This window comes from Bacteroides sp. HPS0048 (assembly GCF_964240755.1).
In the GTDB taxonomy this organism is placed as follows: Bacteria; Bacteroidota; Bacteroidia; order Bacteroidales; family Bacteroidaceae; genus Bacteroides; species Bacteroides nordii.
In genome coordinates this window covers 274,377-296,160 of record NZ_CAXSVC010000003.1, presented here as the reverse complement: position 1 = coordinate 296,160, position 21,784 = coordinate 274,377, and the positions used below count along the sequence as shown (strand labels likewise).

Here is a 21,784-nt window from a genome sequence, read left to right as displayed (position 1 = left end):
CCAAAAGTTTTTAAAGTACGACGCTATATTAGTCATTATTAAGCAAATAAACAAATTCCATGAAAGAATACTTTAAATAATCTTTCCAAAAAGATCAAAATCATCAGAATCAATCACCTCTATCTGATAAAAATGACCAATCAGAAGCGTTTGGTCCGCACGATTAATCAAAACCTCCGGATCCACTTCCGGGGAATCAAACTCTGTACGTCCAATATAATAATCTCCCTCAATACGATCAATAATTACTTTTAGTTGCTTACCCACTTTCGCAGCACTTAACTCAGATGATATCCCTTGCTGAATATCCATCAATTCATCCAAACGAGCTTGCTTTTCTTCTGCAGAAACAGAATCTTCATAATGCTCGGCAGCATAAGTCCCCTCCTCTTCTGAATATGCAAAAGCTCCCATTCTGTCAAAACGTGCCTTACGAACGAACTCTTTCAATTCTTCAAAATCAGCCTCCGTTTCTCCCGGATGCCCTACCATCAGGGTAGTGCGCAAATGAATACCGGGAACTTCTTCACGAAACTGCTCTATTAACCGATAAGTATCCTCCTTTGTTACATGCCTACGCATATGCTCCAACATATTATCACTAATATGCTGCAAAGCGATATCCATATATTTACATACATTATCACGCTCACGCATTACACGAAAAAGATCTGTAGGGAAATGAGCTGGATAAGCATAATGCAGACGAATCCATTCTACCCCAGGAATATCAGAAATACGTTCTATCAATTCCGGAAGCATTTGTTTCTTATACAAGTCAATTCCGTAATAAGTAAGCTCTTGTGCTATAACCTGAAACTCTTTCACACCCTGAGACACAAGATATTTCACCTCATCCAGTATTTCTTCAATCGGCCGTGACACATGGTGTCCTGTTATTATAGGAATAGCACAATACGAGCATTTGCGGTCACACCCTTCCGAGATTTTCAGATAAGCATAATGACCGGGAGTAGTTAATGTTCGTTCAATGTGTAATTCATCGTGATAGGCTTTACCCAGATCTTTCAGCAGTTCTTTCCAATTAAACTTTCCATAAAATTTATCAACCTGGGGAATTTCGATTGCCAGTTCTTTTAAGTATCGTTCCGACAAACATCCCATCACGAATAATTTCTCCAGATTCCCTTCTTCCTTCTCCTGAGCAAATTCAAGAATCATATTAATAGACTCCTCTTTTGCATCACCTATAAAGCCACAGGTATTTATTACTGCAATTTCTCCTTTAGGTTTCTCAGAATCATGAGTAACGTTATATCCAGCTTCGTTCAGTTGACGCATCAACTGTTCTGAATCTACCAAATTTTTAGAACACCCTAAGGTTATAATATCTATAGTCTTTCTCTTCATGCATTCTCTCCAAACAAGGAATCTACAAATTCTTTTTTACGGAAAACCTGCAAGTCTTCCATACCTTCCCCCAAACCGATATACTTTACAGGAATTTTAAACTGATCAGAAATACCAATCACGACTCCCCCTTTAGCTGTACCATCTAATTTGGTAATAGCCATAGCTGTAACCTCTGTTGCCAATGTAAATTGTTTCGCTTGCTCAAAAGCATTTTGCCCGGTAGAACCATCAAGCACCAACAAAACCTCATTAGGAGCATCAGGTACAACTTTCTTCATAACGTTCTTGATCTTTGTCAGTTCATTCATCAATCCTACCTTATTATGCAAGCGCCCGGCAGTATCAATAATAACCACATCAGCACCATTGGAAACAGCCGAACTTAGTGTATCGTATGCTACGGAAGCGGGATCAGAACCCATTTTTTGCTTAATAACAGGTACTCCTACTCTTTCACCCCAAATAACCAATTGCTCCACGGCAGCAGCACGGAATGTATCCGCAGCACCCAAGTACACTGATTTTCCGGCTTTCTTAAACTGATATGCCAATTTTCCAATAGTAGTAGTCTTGCCTACCCCATTAACACCCACTACCATAATTACATATGGCTTCTTATCTATTGGCACATCAAAATCAGCTACATCATCAGAGTTATTCTCTGTCAGCAATGCAGCTATTTCATCACGAAGAATAGTATTAAGTTCTTGTGTGTTTACATATTTATCATTTGAAGCACGTTTTTCAATACGCTTAATGATGTTTAATGTAGTCTCTACACCTACATCAGAAGTAATGAGCACCTCTTCCAAATTATCTAACACTTCGTCGTCCACTTTTGACTTACCGGCTACTGCACGGGCTATCTTACTGAACACGCTTTCCTTGGTTTTAGATAATCCTTTATCTAAAGTTTCCTTCTTTTCCTTTGAAAAAAAACTAAAAAATCCCATGATACTTACTATTTGTATAATACATTATGCTACAAAGATATAATAAAGTAATGAAAAACTAAAAAGTGAGGCAAAAAAATTGAAACTCCACAACGTTTTAGTAAACTTCAAACAACAACAAGAAAGCATTTCAAACTGTTCAGAAGAGCTCTTTTTTATTTATAGAATTACAAATAAAGATTCACAAATCTATAACTACAAAAAAAATCCCCCCAATAACAACATGAGAGGATTTTTTAATTGCAGGGCAACCGCAATCTATTATTTCTTGAAAAAGTCTTGTACCTTTTCGTTAGGAACCATCTGTTCATCAAAAATGTAAGCACCAGTTTTCGGAGACTTAACCATTTTGATAACCTTAGTATAAGAACGACCTTCTTTAGATCCTTCGTGCAAACTTGCTACTGTTTTCTTTGCCATGGGTTATTCTCTATCTTTTATTATTTAATTTCCTTGTGAACTGTTACTCTCTTCAGAATAGGGTTGTATTTCTTCAACTCAAGTCTTTCTGTAGTATTCTTTCTATTTTTTGTTGTGATATAACGAGATGTTCCCGGCATACCGCTATCTTTATGTTCTGTACATTCCAGAATCACCTGTACTCTATTACCTTTTGCTTTCTTTGCCATAATCAGTTTTCTCCTCTACGTTTAGCCAATCACTTTAATGGTTTTCCAATCACAATACCCTTTAGCAACTGCATCGTTCAGTGCAGCATCCAATCCTTTTTTGTTAATAATGCGCAAACCAGCAGCACAAAGGCTAAGGCTGATCCAGCAGTCCTGTTCTACATAATAGAACTTCTTGTTAAACAAGTTCAAATCAAAGGTTCTCTTTGTTCTTCTCTTTGAGTGTGAAACATTGTTGCCAATCATGGCTTTCTTTCCGGTAATTTGACAAATCTTCGACATTTCTATCTTATTTTTATAGTTTTTATCTATACTTATTTCAAACAGAGCGCAAAGTAAGCACTTTTATAGATATAAAACAAGTAATTCTTAAAATAATTCGTTATACAGTACACTTTTTCTTTATTTTAGAAGGTCCAGAAGTAACAAAAAGGCATTATTCCCAGCTCTCTCGACATTCATCTCTCTCCCACGGTCTGTATCTTGTTTCATTGTTCGAATTTCATTTTTATAGGCAGCAGCAATCCAAACGGTCCCCACCGGTTTCTCTTTTGTCCCTCCACCAGGACCGGCTATTCCTGAAGTTGAAACGGCGCAATCAGTTTTCAACGCTTTCATCGCACCTTTTACCATTTCAATCACAGTTTCTTCACTGACAGCCCCCTGTTTTTTGAGCGTTTCAGACGACACCCCCAACAACGATTCCTTAATTTCATTAGAATAAGCAACAATCCCTCCTTTAAAGTAATCCGAACTACCAGGCACGGAAGTTAATTTAGCAGCAATGCTTCCTCCCGTACAACTCTCTGCGGTGGATACGGTCAAATTCTTCTCTCTTAGCAAATTTCCAATAAGTATTTCAAGAGGAGTATCTTCTTCATCAAAAACAGCATCCCCCAAAATATACTTCAGTTTACACCCTTCAACGGAAATCTGAGATTGCACCTCTTCTTTATCCTTTCCACGTCCTGTAAGTCGAAGCCGAATAATACCGGGTTTAGGCAAATAGGCCAATTTTATAGATTCAGGCAAAGCCTCTTCCCATGATTCAAGTTTTTCTGCCAAGACAGATTCAGGATAATTCTTTACGGTAAAAGTCTTATGTATAATAACATCTGTATCAAATTTCTGACGCAAACGAGGAATTACCTCTTCGCTCATCACAGTAATCATTTCCTGAGGCACACCCGGCATAGATACCAATACCTTACCATTTTTTTCAAACCAACTAACGGACGCACTACCTACCCGGTTATTTATCACAAGACAATCTTTCGGAACCATTGCCTGGCTCTTATTTAACGCATTCATCGGTATCTTACTTGCCAATACACGCTTGATATTTTCAAATACCTCTTCACTAAACACCAACTCCGTATCAAAATAAGCACATAACGTCTGTTTGGTTATATCATCTTTCGTAGGCCCCAATCCACCAGTCATCAATACAATATCGGCCCTATTCATCGCATCGTCTACAGCCTCAGTTATTTCATCCGCACGATCACGGACAGAAACAACACGAATCACCTCAATGCCAACTTTATTCAACTCACGCCCCATCCAGGCCGAATTTGTATCGACAACCTGCCCTATCAGTAGTTCATCGCCTATTGTAATAATCTCTGCAAACATACTTATACCAATCAGATAATTGTAATTAGAAACCTCTTTCAATACAAATCTCTTTTATATCACAAAGTAACACGCGAATAAGCTGGAAGTTCGATTGAACAAAAGTCCTGATCCAAATACTTGAAGTAACCTGTAATAGCAATCATTGCGGCATTATCTGTAGTATAACTGAATTTAGGAATAAATATTTTCCAGCCATATTTTTCGGCATGCTCACGGAAAGAGTTACGCAATCCGTTATTGGCAGATACTCCACCAGCTACAGCTACCTCATTTATTTTATACTGCTTGGCAGCTTTCCGAAGTTTATCCATAAGAATATCTACAATTGTCGCTTCCAGGGAAGCTGCAAGATCTACCTTATGATGTTCAATGAAATCAGGATCATCCTTCATCCAATCACGAAGTGAATAAAGGAAGGAAGTCTTCAATCCACTAAAACTATAATCCAGTCCCGGTATATGCGGTTTACTAAAAGTAAATGCTTTCGGATTTCCCTGGCGTGCTAATTTATCAATAATTGGCCCTCCCGGATATCCGAGCCCCATCACCTTTGAGCATTTGTCAATTGCTTCTCCGGCAGCATCATCAATAGTCTGCCCCAGAATTTCCATATCATTATATGCCTTCACCAATACTATCTGCGAATTTCCACCCGACACAAGCAAGCAAAGAAAAGGATAGCTAGGCTGCTGAATTTCTTCACCCTCTACTTTAATAAAATGGGCTAACACATGACCTGTCAGATGATTAACATCAACCATTGGTATATTTAAAGAACGGGCAAAACCTTTTGCAAACGAAACTCCCACAAGTAATGACCCCATTAATCCCGGACCACGCGTAAAAGCTACAGCACTCAATTCCTCCTTGGTCACCCCTGCACGTTTTAATGCTTCATGTACCACCGGAACTATATTTTGCTGATGTGCACGCGAAGCAAGCTCAGGTACTACTCCCCCATACGCTTCATGAACAGCCTGGCTGGATACCACATTCGACAGCAAATAACCATCCTTGATAACGGCTGCCGACGTATCATCACAAGAGGACTCAATTCCTAATATTATTGTACTCATAGTTTTTTTGATGTTTAAACGGTGCAAAAGTAATGATAAAAGTACGATTCATAACGAACTATTTTATATTTTTGTTCGCAAAATAAAAGTAACCGCTTATCAGAACGCTGAAAAAGACTGTACGCTGGGTACTCGGTATTGTACTGGGAGTATATATCGGGGTCATTCTTTTGTTGAACATACCTTTTGTTCAGCAGAAGTTTGCTGTATTCGTAGCCAAAGAACTCTCCCGTGTAATGGGTACCGAATTAACTATTGGAAGAATAGATATGGGACTGCTGAACCGTATCATTATCGATGATGTATTACTTGACGACCAGTCAGGAAAGGAAATGTTGAAGGTCACCCGTCTTTCTGCCAAGTTTGAGATACTTCCTCTTTTCAAAGGAAAAATAACTATTAGTAGTGTACAGTTGTTTGGTTTCAACATCAATCTAAACAAAAAAACTCCGGATTCACCACCTAACTTCAAATTTGTCCTTGACGCATTTGCATCCAAAGATACTGTTAAGAAAGAGAAAAATATCGACTTGCGTATCAATTCCATATTAATTCGTCGTGGAAAACTGGCATATGATGTACTTTCTGAAGAAGAGACTCCGGGAAAGTTTAATGCCAAGCATGTACGTTTACAGAACATTATAGCCAACATCTCGTTGAAAGCGCTGCAAAATGACTCTGTGAACGCTTCAATCAAGCGGCTGAGCGTAGATGAACAATCCGGATTTGAACTTAAAAAATTAAGTCTGAAGTTAGTAGCCAATGATAAAGAAATGTCTATTGATAATTTTGTTATCGATTTGCCCAATACTTCCTTAAAGATGGATACTATTCATCTGAATTACGATAGCTTGGGAGCATTTAAACAATTTACCAATAATGTACGATTCTCTTTCCACACATTGCCTTCACACATCACATTAAAGGATATTTCTCCGTTTGTTCCGGCACTATCCAATTTTAAAGAGCAGATCGAACTCGATATGGATGTTAATGGTACAATAGACCAATTGAATTGCTCTAAACTTGAAATAAAAGCCGGTAAGCAGTTCCATCTGTTAGGAGATGTTTCTCTGCAAGATTTGTCACACCCACAAGACGCTTTCGTCTTTGGTAAGATGTCTAATCTTTCGGCCAATAGTGACGGCATTGGCTTTTTAGTACGCAATTTAAGTAAAAACTATAATGGAGTTCCTCCTGTACTCGAGCGCTTAGGAGATGTATCCTTTCACGGAGAGATTTCCGGATACTTCACGGACCTCGTTACATACGGTCTGTTCCATACAGACATAGGCTCTGTAAAAACCGACTTGAAACTCAGTTCTAACAAAGAAAAGGGGCTGTTTGCTTATTCCGGTTCCGTTAAAACAAAAGATTTTGAACTGGGAAAATTACTGAATAATGAAAAGTTAGGAGAAATCACCTTCAATCTCGACGTACAAGGCAGTCATTATGAAAAACAGCGCCCTTCCATCGTGTTGAAAGGTTTAGTAGCTGCTATTGAATATAGTAATTATAAATATGAAAATATCACTCTTGATGGTGAATACAAACGTGGTGGATTCAATGGTAAAGCTGCATTAAATGACGAAAACGCTACTATTGCGATCAATGGTGATATTAATCTGACTGAGAAAGTGCCTACTTTTGACTTTTCAGCCTCAGTTAGCAATTTCCGTCCACACGAACTAAACCTGACACCCAAATATGAAGATGCAACATTCTCCGTAAAAGTAAAAGCAAACTTCAAGGGAGGCTCTATCGATCAGATGATCGGTAATATAGACATCGATAGTTTGCAATTCACAGCTCCCGAGAAAAATTTCTTTATGAAAAATATGCATCTGTCCGCCACACAACAAACAGGTATTAATCAACTAACTCTAAACTCAGAGTTTCTGACTGCTAATGTAAAAGGACGTTTCATGTACCATACACTACCCTCCAGCGTAATGGGCATTTTGCGCAGTTATATCCCCTCGCTCATTCTTCCTCCTAAAAAAACGATAGAGACAGATAACAATTTCAGTTTTGACATTAATATATATAATACAGATATCTTATCCACCATTTTTGATATTCCATTAAAGGTTTACACCCATTCCACCATTAACGGATATGTCAATGACCGAATGAAACGCTTGCGTGTGGAAGGATACTTCCCACGCCTACAATACAAAAACAATTTCTTAGAATCGGGATTGTTACTTTGCGAGAACCCTGCCGACCAGTTTAGAGTCAGGGTTCGTTTTACAAATCAAAAAAAGAAGGGAGCTGTAAACCTATCTCTGGAAGCACAGGCTAAAGATGATCTTGTAAACACTACCATCAATTGGGGAAATAATGCTGCCGTTACATATAGCGGCCAACTGGCTGCCGCAGCACAATTCTTACGTACAGAAGGAGACAAACCCTTGCTCAAAGCAATTGTAGACATAAAACCGACAGATGTTATCTTAAATGATACCATCTGGGAAGTACATCCTTCGCAAGTAGTGGTGGATTCCGGTAAAATTGATGTTAACGATTTCTATTTTAGTCATCAGGACCGTTATATCCGAATCAACGGACGCGTATCCGACAATCCGGCGGATACAGTAAAAGTTAATCTGAAAGATATCAATATCGGTTATGTTTTTGATATTGCACGCATTTCAGACGATGTTAATTTTGAAGGAGATGCCACCGGTATGGCTTATGCCAGTGGAATACTGAAGAAGCCGGTGCTCAACACGCGCCTGTCTATCCGTAGTTTCACATTGAACAAAGGGTTATTAGGTGATTTAGATATTTATGGAGCTTGGGACAATGAGAAGAAAGGTATTTATCTGGATGCCCATATACAAGAAAAAGATATTTCCAAAGTTCACGTAGATGGGTTCATCTACCCTATCAAACCTACCAGTGGACTTGATCTAAACATTGATGCCGAAAACCTGAATATTAAGTTTCTGGAACATTATATGCGGTCTATAGCTCAGGATATTAAAGGAAGAGCTACAGGAAAAGTACATTTTTACGGTAAATTCAAAGGATTAAATCTCGATGGTGCCGTAATGACAGATGCCTCAATGAAATTTGATATACTTAATACCTCGTTTGCCATAAAAGACACGATACGTCTGGCACCGGAAGGAATCACATTCGATCACATCCATATTTCAGATATGGAAGGGCATCAGGGAAGAATGAATGGATATCTCCATTACGAACATTTCAAGAATATAAAGTATCAATTCGACATTCAGGTCAACAATATGCTGGTAATGAACACACAGGAATCTCCGGATTTCCCCTTCTATGGTACAGTATATGCCACTGGAAACGCTCTGCTCGCAGGTAATGCACAAGACGGGCTCGATGCGAACATAGCAATGACTACCAACCGGAATACGAACTTTACATATAGTACAGGAACTGTTGCCTCGGCCACCAGTAATCAATTTATTAAGTTTGTAGACAAAACCCCACGACGTAGCATACAGGATTCGATACAGATCATTTCATTCTATGAACAAGCCCAACAGAAAGAAGAAGAGAAAAATTCACAGACAGACATCCGTCTCAACATATTAGTGGATGCCACACCAGATGCTACAATGAAAATTGTTATGGATCCTGTTGCCGGTGATTATATCAGTGGACGGGGTTCAGGTAATATTCGTGTAGAGTTCTATAATAAAGGAGATGTGAAAATGTTCGGTAACTACCACATTCAACAGGGTATCTATAAATTCAGCCTTCAGGAAGTAATACGTAAGGACTTTATTATCAAAGACGGAAGTACTATTACCTTCAATGGACCGCCACTTAATGCCACATTGGATATACAGGCCTCTTACACTGTACCCTCAGCCTCATTAAATGACTTGATACCAGATGCATCTGTGGTTGTGCAACAACCCAATGTCCGTGTAAACTGTATGATGAATCTTACTGGCATCCTGTTGCGTCCCTCTATTAAATTAGGTATTGAGCTTCCCAACGAACGTGATGAAGTACAGGCCCTGGTACGCAATTATATCAGCACAGATGAACAAATGAATATGCAGATACTCTATCTGTTAGGTATTGGTAAGTTTTACATGGAAAATAATACAGGTAACCGGCAGAGCTCTGACATGATGTCTTCTGTATTATCTTCTACTTTATCCGGCCAACTGAACAATGTACTCTCACAGATTATCGATAATAACAACTGGAACATCGGAACCAATCTCAGTACCGGTGAGAAAGGCTGGACAGATATGGAAGTGGAAGGAATCCTTTCGGGTCAATTGCTCAATAACCGACTGATTATCAATGGGAATTTTGGATATAGAGATAATCCAATGGCTAATACCAACTTTGTGGGAGACTTTGAAGCAGAATGGTTACTGACCCGTTCGGGAGAAGTACGATTGAAAGCATATAATGAAACGAATGATCGCTATTATACTAAAACCAATCTGACCACCCAGGGAGTCGGCATTATGTATAAGAAAGATTTCAGTAAATGGAATGAACTTTTCTTCTGGAACAAGTGGAAGCTTCGTAATCTAAAGAGAAAAATGGAGAAGAAGCAGGAAGAAGTTCAAAAGAATGATTCTACAAAAACAGATAGTGCACAATCAAAAACAAAAAGACAACGACCGGAAAAATAAACAAGCATTCCGGATAATACTGGCAGAGTTGGTTTATCAAATTCTTCCCGCAAGGAGTGAAAGGTCCGGAATATATATTGCTCAAATTCAGCAGTAATCAGGCTACAATTTATATTGAAGATCAATTTCAGCGCGTAGTAATAAAAGAGTAAGAACACACCATAACATTCCGGTAGAAAGGAAAAATTGCCGCAAAAATCTGAATAAATACTATCTTTGTAACACGAAAACAAATGAAAAGATAGTAATACAATGACTCAACTCATAATGCTGGGTACAGGAAATGCAATGGCAATAGAATGCTATAATACCTGTTTCGCTCTAAAATCAGGAAAAGAGTACTTTTTAGTAGATGCCGGTGGTGGCAACGGCATCTTCACTCAACTTAAAAAAGCAAATATTGCTTGTACTGACATTCATCATATGTTCATCACTCATGCTCATACTGATCACTTATTCGGTATGGTGTGGATGGTACGCAATATAGCAATGATGATAAACAATGGTAAGTATGAGGGCACTTTGACTATCTATTGCCACGATGAAGTGAAAGAAACATTGCTTACTATTTGCCGTCTGACTCTCCCACAGAAAATAATGCTTCCCATTGGAAAACGGATTCTTATACAGGAAGTTAAGGATGGAGACAAAGCAGAAATCGCCAATATAAAACTCTCTTTTTTCGATATTGCTTCCACTAAGATGAAACAATTTGGGTTTCAGGCTATCCTACCCAACCAAAAAACATTGGTCTGCCTGGGTGACGAACCTTACAACGAAAAAAGCCACAGATATGTAGCACATTGCGATTGGTTACTTTGTGAAGCGTTTTGTCTTTATGCAGACAAAGAAAGATTCAAACCATATGAAAAACATCACAGTACAGCACTTGATGCCGGAAGATTGGCAGAAGAATTAAATGTAAAAAATCTATTGCTCTATCATACAGAAGACGAAAACATAAAAGAACGGAAACATAAATATAGCCGGGAAGCTTCCAGGCTATTTAAAGGCAATATATTTGTCCCTGATGATCTGGAAATTATTACATTATAAAACAGATGTATCCTATAATTGTCTTACTACGCGACAAGGATTCCCCACTGCAAGACAATTAGCCGGAATATCTTTAGTCACCACACTACCAGCTCCGATGGTGGTATTATCACCGATAGTCACCCCAGGCAATATAATAGAACCACCGCCAATCCAGACATTATTACCCAGAGTGACAGGAGCCGTCAAAGAATTCCAGTAAGCACTGTTTTCAGAAAGCCGTTCCATTGGATTTACCGGATGAAATACAGTATAAATATGCACTCCCGGAGCAATACCACAATTATCACCGATGGTAATACGGTTACAATCGAGGAAAACACAATTCATATTTATTTCAACATTATTCCCTAAATGAATATTCTCACCATAATCTACAAAAAAAGGAGCGGTGATCCACACATTCTTTCCATGTGAACCAAGTAATTCATTTAAAATAGCATCCAATTTCTCCTGATCTGTTGTGTCAGTTGTAGCATATTCTCTTTGCAGTTGTTTTGCTTTGTGCCAACGGGTAATCAGTTCTGTATCAGTAAAATCATATATTTCCCCTGACAGCATTTTTTCTTTTTCTGTTTTCATAATAGTTGTTTTATGATTTAGTTTCTCTGTTTTTCAAAATGACAGGCATGTTCTCCAACGCCCAACCTACCAAAGCTTCAATATGAGGAATCAGGCTATGTCCTGTCTTGGTTAAACAATATTCCACCCGTGGAGGTACTTCGGCATATATCTTTCTTGCCACCAATCCGTCAGCTTCAAGTGTACGAAGAGTTACAGTAAGCATACGTTGAGATACATCCTCAATCGTTTTATGAATATCACTGAAACGCATCACTCCATTTGCATTTAATGTGATTAACACGAGCATTGACCATTTATCACCTAATCTGCTCAACACGTCCCGTACGGGGCAATTTCCTGTAGGATGAAAATTTTCCATTTTTTTATTTATTCTATTCCACTGATGCTCAACAATAGTTACTTCTATGTAAGTCCCTTATCCTGAGGTACGTTCTTGTTTATATGAATTAGTAAATCTATCTTTGCGGTACAAAAGTAATAAACTTACTAAAAATAACTATTGTTTCACTTTATAATTAATGTTATGGCAAAGAAAGTTGCAGTTTTAGCAGTAAATCCGGTCAACGGATTTGGTTTATTCCAGTATTTGGAAGCATTTTTTGAGAATCATATTTCATACAAAGTGTATGCAGTGGCAGAAACGAAAGAGATTAAAACCAATTCAGGCATAACTTTACTTACAGACGATGTGATAAGTAATCTGAAAGGACATGAGGATGAATATGACGCATTGGCATTCGCCTGTGGAGATGCAATTCCGGTATTTAAGGACAATGCAGACAAGCAATATAATCTTGATTTAATGGAAGTGATTAAAACTTTCGGAAACAAAGGAAAGCTAATGATTGGACACTGTGCTGCCGCAATGATGTTTGATTTTACAGGAATCACTAACGGTAAAAAAATAGCAGTACATCCTCTGGCAAAACCAGCTATACAAAATGGAACAGCTACAGATGAGAAATCAGAAATTGATGGAAACTTCTATACTGCACAGGATGAAAATACGATCTGGACAATGATGCCTAAAATAATAGAAGTTCTCAAAAAATAGAAACCTATTCCGGTTCTATATAAGAAATATTGTAGAAGCAAATCAACTTAGCATTAAAACACAGATTATCGCAAAAATCAGATTTAATCTGCGATAACCTGTGTTTATCCTGCGTTTCAAAAAAACTATCTTGAAATAGATCAGGTTTTGCAAAACATTATCTCTTATCTACAATTTCCTTCCCAAACGGCGTTAATGCAAGTCCAGCCAGCTTAAAGTGTTGTATACCGAAAGGCAATCCGATAATTGTGATACTCAGCAACACCCCGAATACCAGATGTGAAAGGCTTATCCAGATACCTCCTAAAAATATCCAGAGAATATTCATTAATATACTGAGACAACCACCCGAATCTGGGCAACTCCTCACCTCCTTTCCAAATGGATATAATGCCAGCAAAGCCATCTTCAGGGTCTGAAGTCCGAAAGGAATACCAATAATAGTTATCATCATCAAGAAACTGGCTATCAGATATTCGACAGCTGTGAATATGCCTCCCAATAGAAGCCATAGTATGTTCATGAGTAAATTCATATTTCCAAAAATTTAATTATCTATGGATACAAAGATAAAACAATCTTGTGAATTTTTGTATGGTTTTGAGTGTATTTCACCACAGAGTAACACGGAGTTCCACAGAGTTTAAATCTTTATTGAAACGCAGATGAACGCAGATTTTCGCAAAGGGAAACAAATCTAAGATAAAGAAATACAGTCTTTTAATCTGTATTTATCTGTGTTAATCCGCGTTTCATCAGATAAATAGTACTCTGTGGAACTCTGTGTTACTCTGTGGTGGGTTTTACTCATTTCCGATCGGTTTTGATACAATTTAAACAGGCTAAGAATTTATAAATATTAGAGGTATGAGGATATCTCTTATGTAATAATTTTAAAACATAAAAAAACACTTTCTTTTGTAAAATACAGATAGTTTATAGTAATAAAAGTGCACAATAATTAATCCAACTAATAAGCTGATTATAAACAAGTTAACATGGTGTAATTTTCCTCTACGAGAAACGTATCGAAACTCTACGGAGATCGGGTCGAAACTCTACGAGAAACGAGGCGTTCCTCGTAGAGCAACAAATGGAATGTTTATAAGACTTGACAAGAGGTATATAGAAAAGCAAAAGCGATCCCTTCTTTTTGTACTAAAAAATAAATATTTTTAGTACTATGTAAACCATTTCTATTTCATTCCACTTCCTCATTAACTGTCTTAACAGTTTGTCTTACCCTACTTTTTTAGCCCGGCAAAAGTACGTACTTCTCAGGTATAAAAGTACGTACTCATATACAAGAAAAGTACGTTTTTAAGATACACTTAAATACGTACTTTTACAACATAAAGAATGCATTATTAATTACGTTGTCATTCAGCAACTTACGTCTTATTTACTATTTCATACATCGATGATCTTCAACAGACGCTTTCTGTTATAATTGCTGTTATGATAACTTTAAGTCCAATAGAGATCAGATAAATTTCCCTGTCGTATCTATTTTCACTTTTACCTCTTTCGCTCCTTGTTCCAGTTCAATCTGATAATAATCTCCTTGTGGTGCTTCATAATATTCGGCATCATCCACAGTATACGTACTATATTCAGAGTTTGCCAATGCTTGTGTCACAACAGCAGGGAGTTCATTTCGGCGAATGTCCCATGAAGTAGAAATCCAATTGTTCGTTTTATCAAACCGAACCTCCTTACAACGCCCCTCGTGAACGATTTCCACTTCTGTCACGCCCTGTTCTACTTCTATCTCTATCAGCCGGGCATCGGGATATTTATCGTTAATGAAAGAAAGAATTGCTTCCGGAGCCTGTATCGGTAAATGACTTTCATAGTCGTCATCATGATCCGTATCTGCAACCGCTTTTATCAAAAGCCCTTCAGCAGAATAGTACAAATCCATTTCCTGTGGTTTCTTCTCAACCTCAATGACATATACTGTTTCCATATCCCGGCGTTCCAACTTATCAACGTCGTCAACAGTCCAAGTGCTATAATCTCCCTGTTCAAACGCCGCTTTCACAGCTTCGGGCAAACCTACATACAAAACATCCGTTTCTGTCATGCACCACACACCTGCCGGAGTGAACCAGGCAGAAGCTTCACTGGCATTATCATAAAAATCGGCAACATAATAACCGGCTTTTGTTTCCCATTCTACGCGAGTAGCAGCAGGATATTTCTCCAGGAATGCTTTCTGAAGTTCGGGAGATACTCTCAAGTTATCATCATCATTATCACAACTTTGCAAACCTATAATACAGGCAACCGCCATTAGTATAGAATAAAATCTCGTCTTCATTATTCTCTATCTTTTTTAATTATCAATATCAATCAGGTTAAATTGCAGGTCAAACTTCAATTCCCACTTATTAGAGAGCTTTACTTCATACTCTTTTTTGTCACGCTCTATCTTCAACACTTTAACGTCGGGATAGTTCTCTGAGATATACTTACGAATAGCCGCAGGAATAACACTCACAGGGACAGCACTGTACTTGCAATTCACCTCTTTCCAATTTCCTTGTTTATCAAACTCTACTTTATTGCCATCAGTAAAAATGACATCATAACTCTTATCAAACCAATCGGTTTCCATTTTAGCCATAGCAACCTTGCTGTCGCCAAAGTGCGATTTTACAAACTGTTGAGCCGGTTGTGGTAACTGGTCTACCTTAATAGGTTTATCATCATTTGCCCTTACAACAGATTGAATAGTAAACAGGCACACAAATAAAAGAAGTAACTTTTTCATAATCATTTTTTTTATACTGTTTTTTTCTTTGAATATTTAATTATGATACAAAGATGAGAAGAGAAACTGAAAAGATTTTGAAATCTGAGAAAAAATGAAATAAAAAGCGATCTTAATATATTATATTTGTAAAGTCTAACAAAAAACATTTCTACATGAGAGAAAAATTAGTCTTGTCTCTTCTTCTATTTATAATGGCCACAAATCTGGTAGCTCAACAGACTGTACCGCAAAAGCCCCGTATTCTTATCAGTTCTGATATCGGAGGAACTGATCCTGACGACAACCAGTCAGTAGCTCATTTCCTGATGTATAACAATGAATTTGATACAGAAGGTCTTATTTCTTCCCCATCTTTCGGAAATGGAGACAAAAAAGAAATTCTTCGGATGATAGACCTTTATGAGAAAGATCTACCAACGTTGGAGAAACATATCCAGGGGCTATCCTCTCCCGCATACCTCCGCTCTATTACTAAACAAGGCCGAAGAGGATCTGCTCCATACTGCGGCTTTGCTTCTGCAACCGAAGGTTCGGACTGGATTGTGCAATGCGCCCGTCGTGAAAACAAACGCCCTTTATATATACTCGTTTGGGGAGGATTGGAGGACGTAGCCCAAGCTCTCCATGATGCACCTGATATTCAAAGTAAAATTCGTATTTATTGGATTGGAGGTCCCAACAAGAAATGGAGTATAAATAGTTATACCTACATCGTACAGAATTTCCCCGATTTATGGTTTATTGAAAATAACGCTTCTTACCGGGGATTTATTTATCAAAGTAAAATCAACGATCAATACAATGCTTTGTATTATGATACATATATAAAAGATGCCGGATATTTAGGAAAAGATTTTGCACACTATTATAAAGGTAACCCCAAATTGGGTGATACACCTGCATTACTATACATGATGGACGGTGATCCTGACAACCCCGCTAAAGAATCATGGGGTGGTAGTTTTGACCTGTGTACGCATAGCCCCCGTTCCGTCTTTTATCGTCCGGTTACGGCCAAAGACACGGTACAAGTGTATTCCATCATAGAGTTTCATGTGGCAGGACCAGTCAGAAATGATATTCCTATTGATTCAGCCTGTATAACTTTAACTATTGGTAAGCAGAAATGGGGTGGCTATCACATTGGCAATGGTGACTATGTAGTCCGCCACTCTACCTATTATCTTGGAACATTGCCTTATACAATTACTTCCAATATTCCTGAATTTCCCAACCAGGAAGGAGAGATTACTGTAGAAAACATTTGGCCGGGAAGAATACGCGATACTGATTATATTGTAGGCAATAAATGGTTTACTGATAAAAGTGCTTCCGAGTATTTCTGGAAAAATTATCAAGGTGCACAAACTATCTACAAATGGAGAAATGCTGTTATGGAAGATTGGGGCAAACGTTGGGAGTGGCTAAAAAAAGAATAAAGACACCGAAAACATCCATCATTTTTAAAAAGAGGTCTTTTTTATAAAATTCCTCTTTTTTCCGGTTTACCATCCCTGCCTATTCTGTAATTTATACCTGCTTTCCATGCCTGTGCAATCTGATAATATCGTTTAATGCGATACAACTTTCCGTCTTTAAGCAGTTTGGCTCCGGTCTGATGGAAACAGAAAGGAATGTCTTTTTCTATACACTGTTTACGAATATCGAGTATCCATTCATAATCACAAATTCTGGCATCATTCCCCGATTCACCACTTGCTGCTACTTCCTCAATTGTATCGTCCAGGTAAGGTGAGAGAACCAAATTTTCCAATAGCGGAGCCGCTATAATTACTTTATGCCGTATCGGCAACTCTTTAAAAATAGGTAAGCGATAATCTGCCATCTCCTGATTTTCAACTGTACACCCGATAATCACATTCTTGTATCCGTTTCCCCAATCAGCGGGTAGCCCAACCTTAAACCGATCAATACGTTTAGTAAAAATAAAAAAGTCCAAATCTTCCCTTTCACGTATCATAGCCCATGCTTCTGCCCGCCATTCGTCTGCACCATCCACAAAGAAGTCAGAAGTAAAACAGGTATAAACCAATTTTCCCGACTCTATCTTATAACTTTTATCGCGTTTTAACTTCACTGGCAGGCTAAAATCCGCCGTTTTGCGAACCTCACGACTACTGGTATCTGCACCATACATTTCATCCTGCCGATAAACATAACAATATTTACAACCGGCACTGATTTTAGTACAACCATGCCACGGATTCCAGCTTGCTGACATTATCATATTTACCTAATTTTACTTTTCTGAAATTTCAAAACAATGCTCTCCATTCTCAAAATAATACCTCAGTCCGATATTCTGCAACCGACAAATAGAATCAACGATTGCCAGTCCAAGTCCTGTAGAACCTTCTTTTTTGGCCCCCTGATAAAAGCGCTCAAAAATACGCTCTTCGTCCAAAGGCTGCCCTACCCCACTATTACGAAACGTAAAGCTGTGTGGCGTTATTTCTATCCGGATATGTCCACCATCTATGTTGTGAACGAATGCATTTTTCAAAAGATTAGTTATCAGGATAGTAGCAAGAGACTCATTCATTTGTACGCAAAAAATACCATCTTCAACTATTTCTGTCTGAATATCCCGATAAGCATATACTTCTTTATAGTCATCCATGTACTGCTTTAAAAGTTCATTAAGTTCCAGTGCTACGGTTTCTGTAAATTGCCCGTTATCTATTTTAGAGAGCAATAACAGCGATTTATTCAGTTTTGTAATATGCTCCAAAGTCTGGTGAGTCTTCATCAGTTCTTCCAGCTGGGTTTCAGAAAGAGATTCATCTTCCATCATCATCTCCAGACGGTTCCGGCAAATGGCAAGCGGAGTCTGTATTTCATGAGAAGCATTGCCTATAAATTGTTTCTGTTGTTCAAACAGTTGTTCACTACGCTCTGCATTCCGAAGGGCTGCTTCATTTAGTTTCCGAAATTCAGTTATCTGCGTATCATTCTTCAGAGGTTTATTCTTATTTCCTATCCGGTAATCATCCAACCAATGCAACAAAACATATAAAGGTTTCATATTTTGTTGAAATACCCACACATTCACTACTATTATTACAAGCAACAAAGCGATATAAAGAAATATCATCCAATCACGTATCGCAGCGGTCAAATCCTCTTTCTCTATACTGGGAATAGATACTGTTAATTCATAAAAACGATTTTCATTATCTTTAAATATTGTAGTCAGAATACGTGCCGGTTCGGTTTCATCCTTTTCCACAATATAAACCATCGAATCTTTATAGGTAATACCCTCACGGCTGTCCGCATATTCTTCAGTAACTTCTTTAAGATAATATTGATTGTTTGAACCGGTATTCTGTGAAGGCAATTCCTCTCCGGCAAGCGCACGAATAATGATTATTTCCGAATAATCTTCCAGAGAATCGTCCACCTCATCGTTCACCTCATCCATCATAGCCATATAAAAAAACACGGCCCAAACACCCAGAACAAGTGTTAGGAGTAAGGATATGCGGATAACGATGCGATAAATCAGTTTCATAATTATTCAACAGTCATTTTATAGCCAAATCCATAGACCGCTTTTATTTCAGCAGTGGCTCCGGCATCTTTCAGTTTCTTACGAAGATTCTTTATTTGTGCATAGATAAAGTCAAAATTATCTACCTGGTCGATATGATCTCCCCAAACAGATTCGGCAAGTGTATTCTTATTGACCAGTCTGCCGGGACGATTGATAAAATACAATAGAATATCATATTCCTTCCGGTTCAGTTCAACTTCTTTTTCATCAATAAGCACTTGGTACTTGTCCGGAAGAATACGAATATTACCCAAACGAATATCCACCTCTCCATCATGATGTTGACGGCGAATAACGCTTTTAATACGAGCATTCAATTCTGCCAGATGAAAGGGTTTAGGTAAATAATCGTCCGCTCCCAATTCCAATCCCAATACTTTATCTTCCAAAGAATCTTTCGCAGAGATAATAATTACATTCTCACGTTTGTGCATTGCTTTCAGCCTTTCAAGCAGATTAAGTCCATTACCATCCGGAAGCATGATATCCAGTAAAACGCAGTCATAATCATAATCTTCTATTTTGCACAAAGCCGAATTAAAATCGGCAGCCACCTCTACCACATAACGCTCTTTTTCCAATGAACGTTGGATGAGTTCACGCAATGAAGGTTCATCTTCAACTATCAATATCTTCATAAGATTACTTTTTTATTAGATATATGTACAAAGAAAGAGGAAGTTTCTGAAATAAAGCTGAAATCACGACGTTTTTTTTATTTTTAAGTTCATAATACAGGTACTGTATCCCAATTGAGTGATAGTATTGAAATACCGATTCATAGTATGAGTTAAATCTGAAATACTCCTGCTTATCACTAAAAAAGAAATGCCGGTTGGCAATGATCTGCAACCGGCACTCGCGTCAAAATAAAGTATCTTCTTAATAAGAGCGTGCAAAAATTACACGGCATGCAGAAGGCTTACCTGTAACCATACACTTTCCCGGAGTTTTATCGCCATCGAATGGAATACAGCGAATAGTCGCTTTCGTCTCTTCTTTAATTTTCTCTTCGGTTTCAGTAGTTCCATCCCAGTGAGCAAGAATAAAACCACCCTTTTCTATTTCTGTCTTAAACTCATCATAAGTATCTACGGTTCTTGTCATAGACTCACGATGTTTCAACGCTTTCTGATAAATATTTGCCTGAATTTCTTCAAGGAGATTCTTAACATATGCTTCGATACCTTCACAAGAAATTGTTTCTTTTTCCAAAGTATCACGACGCATTATTTCCATTGTATTGTTCTCCAAATCACGTCCCCCCATAACAAGACGCACAGGCACACCCTTCAGTTCATAATCTGCAAACTTAAAGCCAGGACGCTTATTATCGGCATTATCATACTTCACAGAAATACCCAGTGACTTCAAATTGGCAACAATACCCGCCACTTTAGCATCAATCTGCTTCAACTGTTCGTCGTTTTTATAGATAGGTACTATAACGACCTGTATAGGAGCCAAATGCGGAGGCAATACCAACCCGTTATCATCAGAGTGAGTCATGATAAGTGCTCCCATCAGACGAGTAGAAACGCCCCATGAAGTAGCCCACACATATTCCATCTTATTCTCTTTATTCACAAACTGCACGTCAAATGCTTTGGCGAAGTTCTGTCCCAAGAAGTGAGAAGTACCACTCTGCAAAGCTTTTCCATCTTGCATCATTGCTTCGATAGTATACGTATCGAGTGCACCGGCAAAACGCTCGTTGGCCGACTTCACTCCTTTTACTACCGGAACAGCCATATACTTCTCTGCAAAATCAGAGTATACATTCAACATTCTGACTGCTTCTTCTTCCGCTTCTTCACGGGTAGCATGTGCTGTATGACCTTCCTGCCACAAGAACTCGGCTGTACGCAGGAAAAGACGTGTACGCATTTCCCAACGGAATACATTTGCCCATTGATTACACAAAATAGGCAGGTCACGATAAGATTGTATCCAGTTTTTATATGTATTCCAAATAATTGTTTCTGAAGTAGGACGAATAATCAGCTCCTCTTCAAGTTTTGCAGCCGGATCTACCACGACCCCTGAACCATCTTCTGCATTTTTAAGACGATAATGAGTCACTACCGCACACTCTTTAGCAAAGCCTTCTACATGTTCGGCTTCGCGGCTAAGGAAAGATTTTGGGATTAACAACGGAAAATAAGCATTCACATGACCTGTTTCTTTAAACATATCATCCAACTGACGTTGCATTTTCTCCCAAATAGCGTATCCGTAAGGTTTTATCACCATACATCCACGCACAGCCGACTGCTCTGCCAGATCGGCTTTTACCACCAAATCATTGTACCATTGCGAGTAATTCTCGCTACGTTTGGTAAGGTCTTTCAGTTCTTTTGCCATTATATTTTTTATTTAAAGTTTTCTTAATTCATTAAAAACAGGATGCAAAAATACGA

At 38.2% G+C, this 21,784-nt stretch carries 20 protein-coding genes; 4 read left to right on the top strand and 16 right to left on the bottom strand.

The window, feature by feature from the left end:
• Positions 1 to 72: 72 nt before the first annotated feature.
• From rimO to tsaD, 7 genes are all read right to left on the bottom strand, one after another.
• Positions 73 to 1,371: a 30S ribosomal protein S12 methylthiotransferase RimO gene (rimO, locus tag ACESQI_RS04040; RefSeq protein ID WP_195660385.1), complete on the bottom strand. Its 1,299-nt coding sequence runs from the start codon at positions 1,369 to 1,371 to the stop codon at positions 73 to 75.
• Positions 1,368 to 2,327 carry a signal recognition particle-docking protein FtsY gene (ftsY, locus tag ACESQI_RS04035; RefSeq protein ID WP_007485682.1) on the bottom strand — a complete coding sequence of 320 codons (960 nt, stop codon included), beginning with the start codon at positions 2,325 to 2,327 and terminating at the stop codon, positions 1,368 to 1,370. The genes rimO and ftsY overlap by 4 nt, the downstream gene beginning before the upstream one ends.
• Positions 2,328 to 2,588: 261 nt before the next feature.
• Positions 2,589 to 2,747, bottom strand: coding sequence for a DUF4295 domain-containing protein (locus tag ACESQI_RS04030; RefSeq protein ID WP_002560156.1), 159 nt, complete (start codon positions 2,745 to 2,747; stop codon positions 2,589 to 2,591).
• Positions 2,748 to 2,767: 20 nt separating this feature from the next.
• Positions 2,768 to 2,956 carry a 50S ribosomal protein L33 gene (rpmG, locus tag ACESQI_RS04025; protein WP_002560155.1) on the bottom strand — a complete coding sequence of 63 codons (189 nt, stop codon included), beginning with the start codon at positions 2,954 to 2,956 and terminating at the stop codon, positions 2,768 to 2,770.
• A gap of 21 nt (positions 2,957 to 2,977) precedes the next feature.
• Complete coding sequence (gene rpmB, locus ACESQI_RS04020; RefSeq protein WP_002560154.1) at positions 2,978 to 3,238, bottom strand: 50S ribosomal protein L28; 261 nt, start codon at positions 3,236 to 3,238, stop codon at positions 2,978 to 2,980.
• Positions 3,239 to 3,358: 120 nt separating this feature from the next.
• Entirely contained in the window at positions 3,359 to 4,591 is a 1,233-nt protein-coding gene (locus ACESQI_RS04015) for a competence/damage-inducible protein A (RefSeq protein WP_195660394.1), read from the bottom strand.
• 59 nt (positions 4,592 to 4,650) lie between these two features.
• The gene (gene tsaD, locus ACESQI_RS04010) at positions 4,651 to 5,670 is read right to left on the bottom strand and encodes a tRNA (adenosine(37)-N6)-threonylcarbamoyltransferase complex transferase subunit TsaD (RefSeq protein WP_002560152.1); all 1,020 of its coding nucleotides are present in this window, start codon (positions 5,668 to 5,670) and stop codon (positions 4,651 to 4,653) included.
• Positions 5,671 to 5,906: 236 nt separating this feature from the next.
• Here tsaD and ACESQI_RS04005 point away from each other — a divergent pair, with 236 nt between their 5' ends.
• Together ACESQI_RS04005 and ACESQI_RS04000 are read left to right on the top strand one after the other, a co-directional pair.
• Positions 5,907 to 10,313 (top strand): translocation/assembly module TamB domain-containing protein, encoded by a 4,407-nt coding sequence (locus tag ACESQI_RS04005; RefSeq protein WP_195660393.1) that lies wholly within the window; start codon positions 5,907 to 5,909, stop codon positions 10,311 to 10,313.
• 252 nt (positions 10,314 to 10,565) lie between these two features.
• Positions 10,566 to 11,369 carry an MBL fold metallo-hydrolase gene (locus tag ACESQI_RS04000; RefSeq protein WP_195660384.1) on the top strand — a complete coding sequence of 268 codons (804 nt, stop codon included), beginning with the start codon at positions 10,566 to 10,568 and terminating at the stop codon, positions 11,367 to 11,369.
• Between the two features lie 12 nt (positions 11,370 to 11,381).
• Here ACESQI_RS04000 and ACESQI_RS03995 read toward each other — a convergent pair whose 3' ends face one another.
• Together ACESQI_RS03995 and ACESQI_RS03990 are read right to left on the bottom strand one after the other, a co-directional pair.
• Positions 11,382 to 11,951: a sugar O-acetyltransferase gene (locus ACESQI_RS03995; protein WP_002560149.1), complete on the bottom strand. Its 570-nt coding sequence runs from the start codon at positions 11,949 to 11,951 to the stop codon at positions 11,382 to 11,384.
• Between the two features lie 10 nt (positions 11,952 to 11,961).
• Entirely contained in the window at positions 11,962 to 12,312 is a 351-nt protein-coding gene (locus ACESQI_RS03990) for a helix-turn-helix domain-containing protein (protein WP_002560148.1), read from the bottom strand.
• Between the two features lie 165 nt (positions 12,313 to 12,477).
• Between ACESQI_RS03990 and ACESQI_RS03985 the strand changes: the two genes are divergently transcribed.
• Positions 12,478 to 13,008: a DJ-1/PfpI family protein gene (locus tag ACESQI_RS03985; RefSeq protein ID WP_002560147.1), complete on the top strand. Its 531-nt coding sequence runs from the start codon at positions 12,478 to 12,480 to the stop codon at positions 13,006 to 13,008.
• A gap of 157 nt (positions 13,009 to 13,165) precedes the next feature.
• Here ACESQI_RS03985 and ACESQI_RS03980 read toward each other — a convergent pair whose 3' ends face one another.
• From ACESQI_RS03980 to ACESQI_RS03970, 3 genes are all read right to left on the bottom strand, one after another.
• On the bottom strand, positions 13,166 to 13,543 hold the full coding sequence (locus tag ACESQI_RS03980; protein ID WP_002560146.1) for a YccF domain-containing protein: 378 nt from the start codon (positions 13,541 to 13,543) through the stop codon (positions 13,166 to 13,168).
• A 948-nt stretch (positions 13,544 to 14,491) separates the two neighbouring features.
• Positions 14,492 to 15,331: a PepSY-like domain-containing protein gene (locus ACESQI_RS03975; protein WP_195660383.1), complete on the bottom strand. Its 840-nt coding sequence runs from the start codon at positions 15,329 to 15,331 to the stop codon at positions 14,492 to 14,494.
• Between the two features lie 15 nt (positions 15,332 to 15,346).
• A complete protein-coding gene (locus tag ACESQI_RS03970) occupies positions 15,347 to 15,784 on the bottom strand; it encodes a PepSY-like domain-containing protein (protein ID WP_002560144.1) in 438 nt (145 codons plus the stop codon).
• A gap of 155 nt (positions 15,785 to 15,939) precedes the next feature.
• Here ACESQI_RS03970 and ACESQI_RS03965 point away from each other — a divergent pair, with 155 nt between their 5' ends.
• Positions 15,940 to 17,226 carry a nucleoside hydrolase-like domain-containing protein gene (locus ACESQI_RS03965; protein WP_195660381.1) on the top strand — a complete coding sequence of 429 codons (1,287 nt, stop codon included), beginning with the start codon at positions 15,940 to 15,942 and terminating at the stop codon, positions 17,224 to 17,226.
• Positions 17,227 to 17,267: 41 nt separating this feature from the next.
• Here the strand turns inward: ACESQI_RS03965 and ACESQI_RS03960 are convergent, their stop codons facing one another.
• The 4 genes from ACESQI_RS03960 to proS form a co-directional block, all read right to left on the bottom strand.
• Positions 17,268 to 18,035, bottom strand: coding sequence for a DUF5131 family protein (locus tag ACESQI_RS03960; RefSeq protein ID WP_234130546.1), 768 nt, complete (start codon positions 18,033 to 18,035; stop codon positions 17,268 to 17,270).
• A gap of 12 nt (positions 18,036 to 18,047) precedes the next feature.
• Positions 18,048 to 19,322 (bottom strand): HAMP domain-containing sensor histidine kinase, encoded by a 1,275-nt coding sequence (locus tag ACESQI_RS03955; RefSeq protein ID WP_007485696.1) that lies wholly within the window; start codon positions 19,320 to 19,322, stop codon positions 18,048 to 18,050.
• A 2-nt stretch (positions 19,323 to 19,324) separates the two neighbouring features.
• A complete protein-coding gene (locus ACESQI_RS03950) occupies positions 19,325 to 20,002 on the bottom strand; it encodes a response regulator transcription factor (protein WP_002560140.1) in 678 nt (225 codons plus the stop codon).
• A 244-nt stretch (positions 20,003 to 20,246) separates the two neighbouring features.
• Positions 20,247 to 21,728 (bottom strand): proline--tRNA ligase, encoded by a 1,482-nt coding sequence (proS, locus tag ACESQI_RS03945; protein ID WP_002560139.1) that lies wholly within the window; start codon positions 21,726 to 21,728, stop codon positions 20,247 to 20,249.
• Between the last annotated feature and the right edge of the window lie 56 nt (positions 21,729 to 21,784).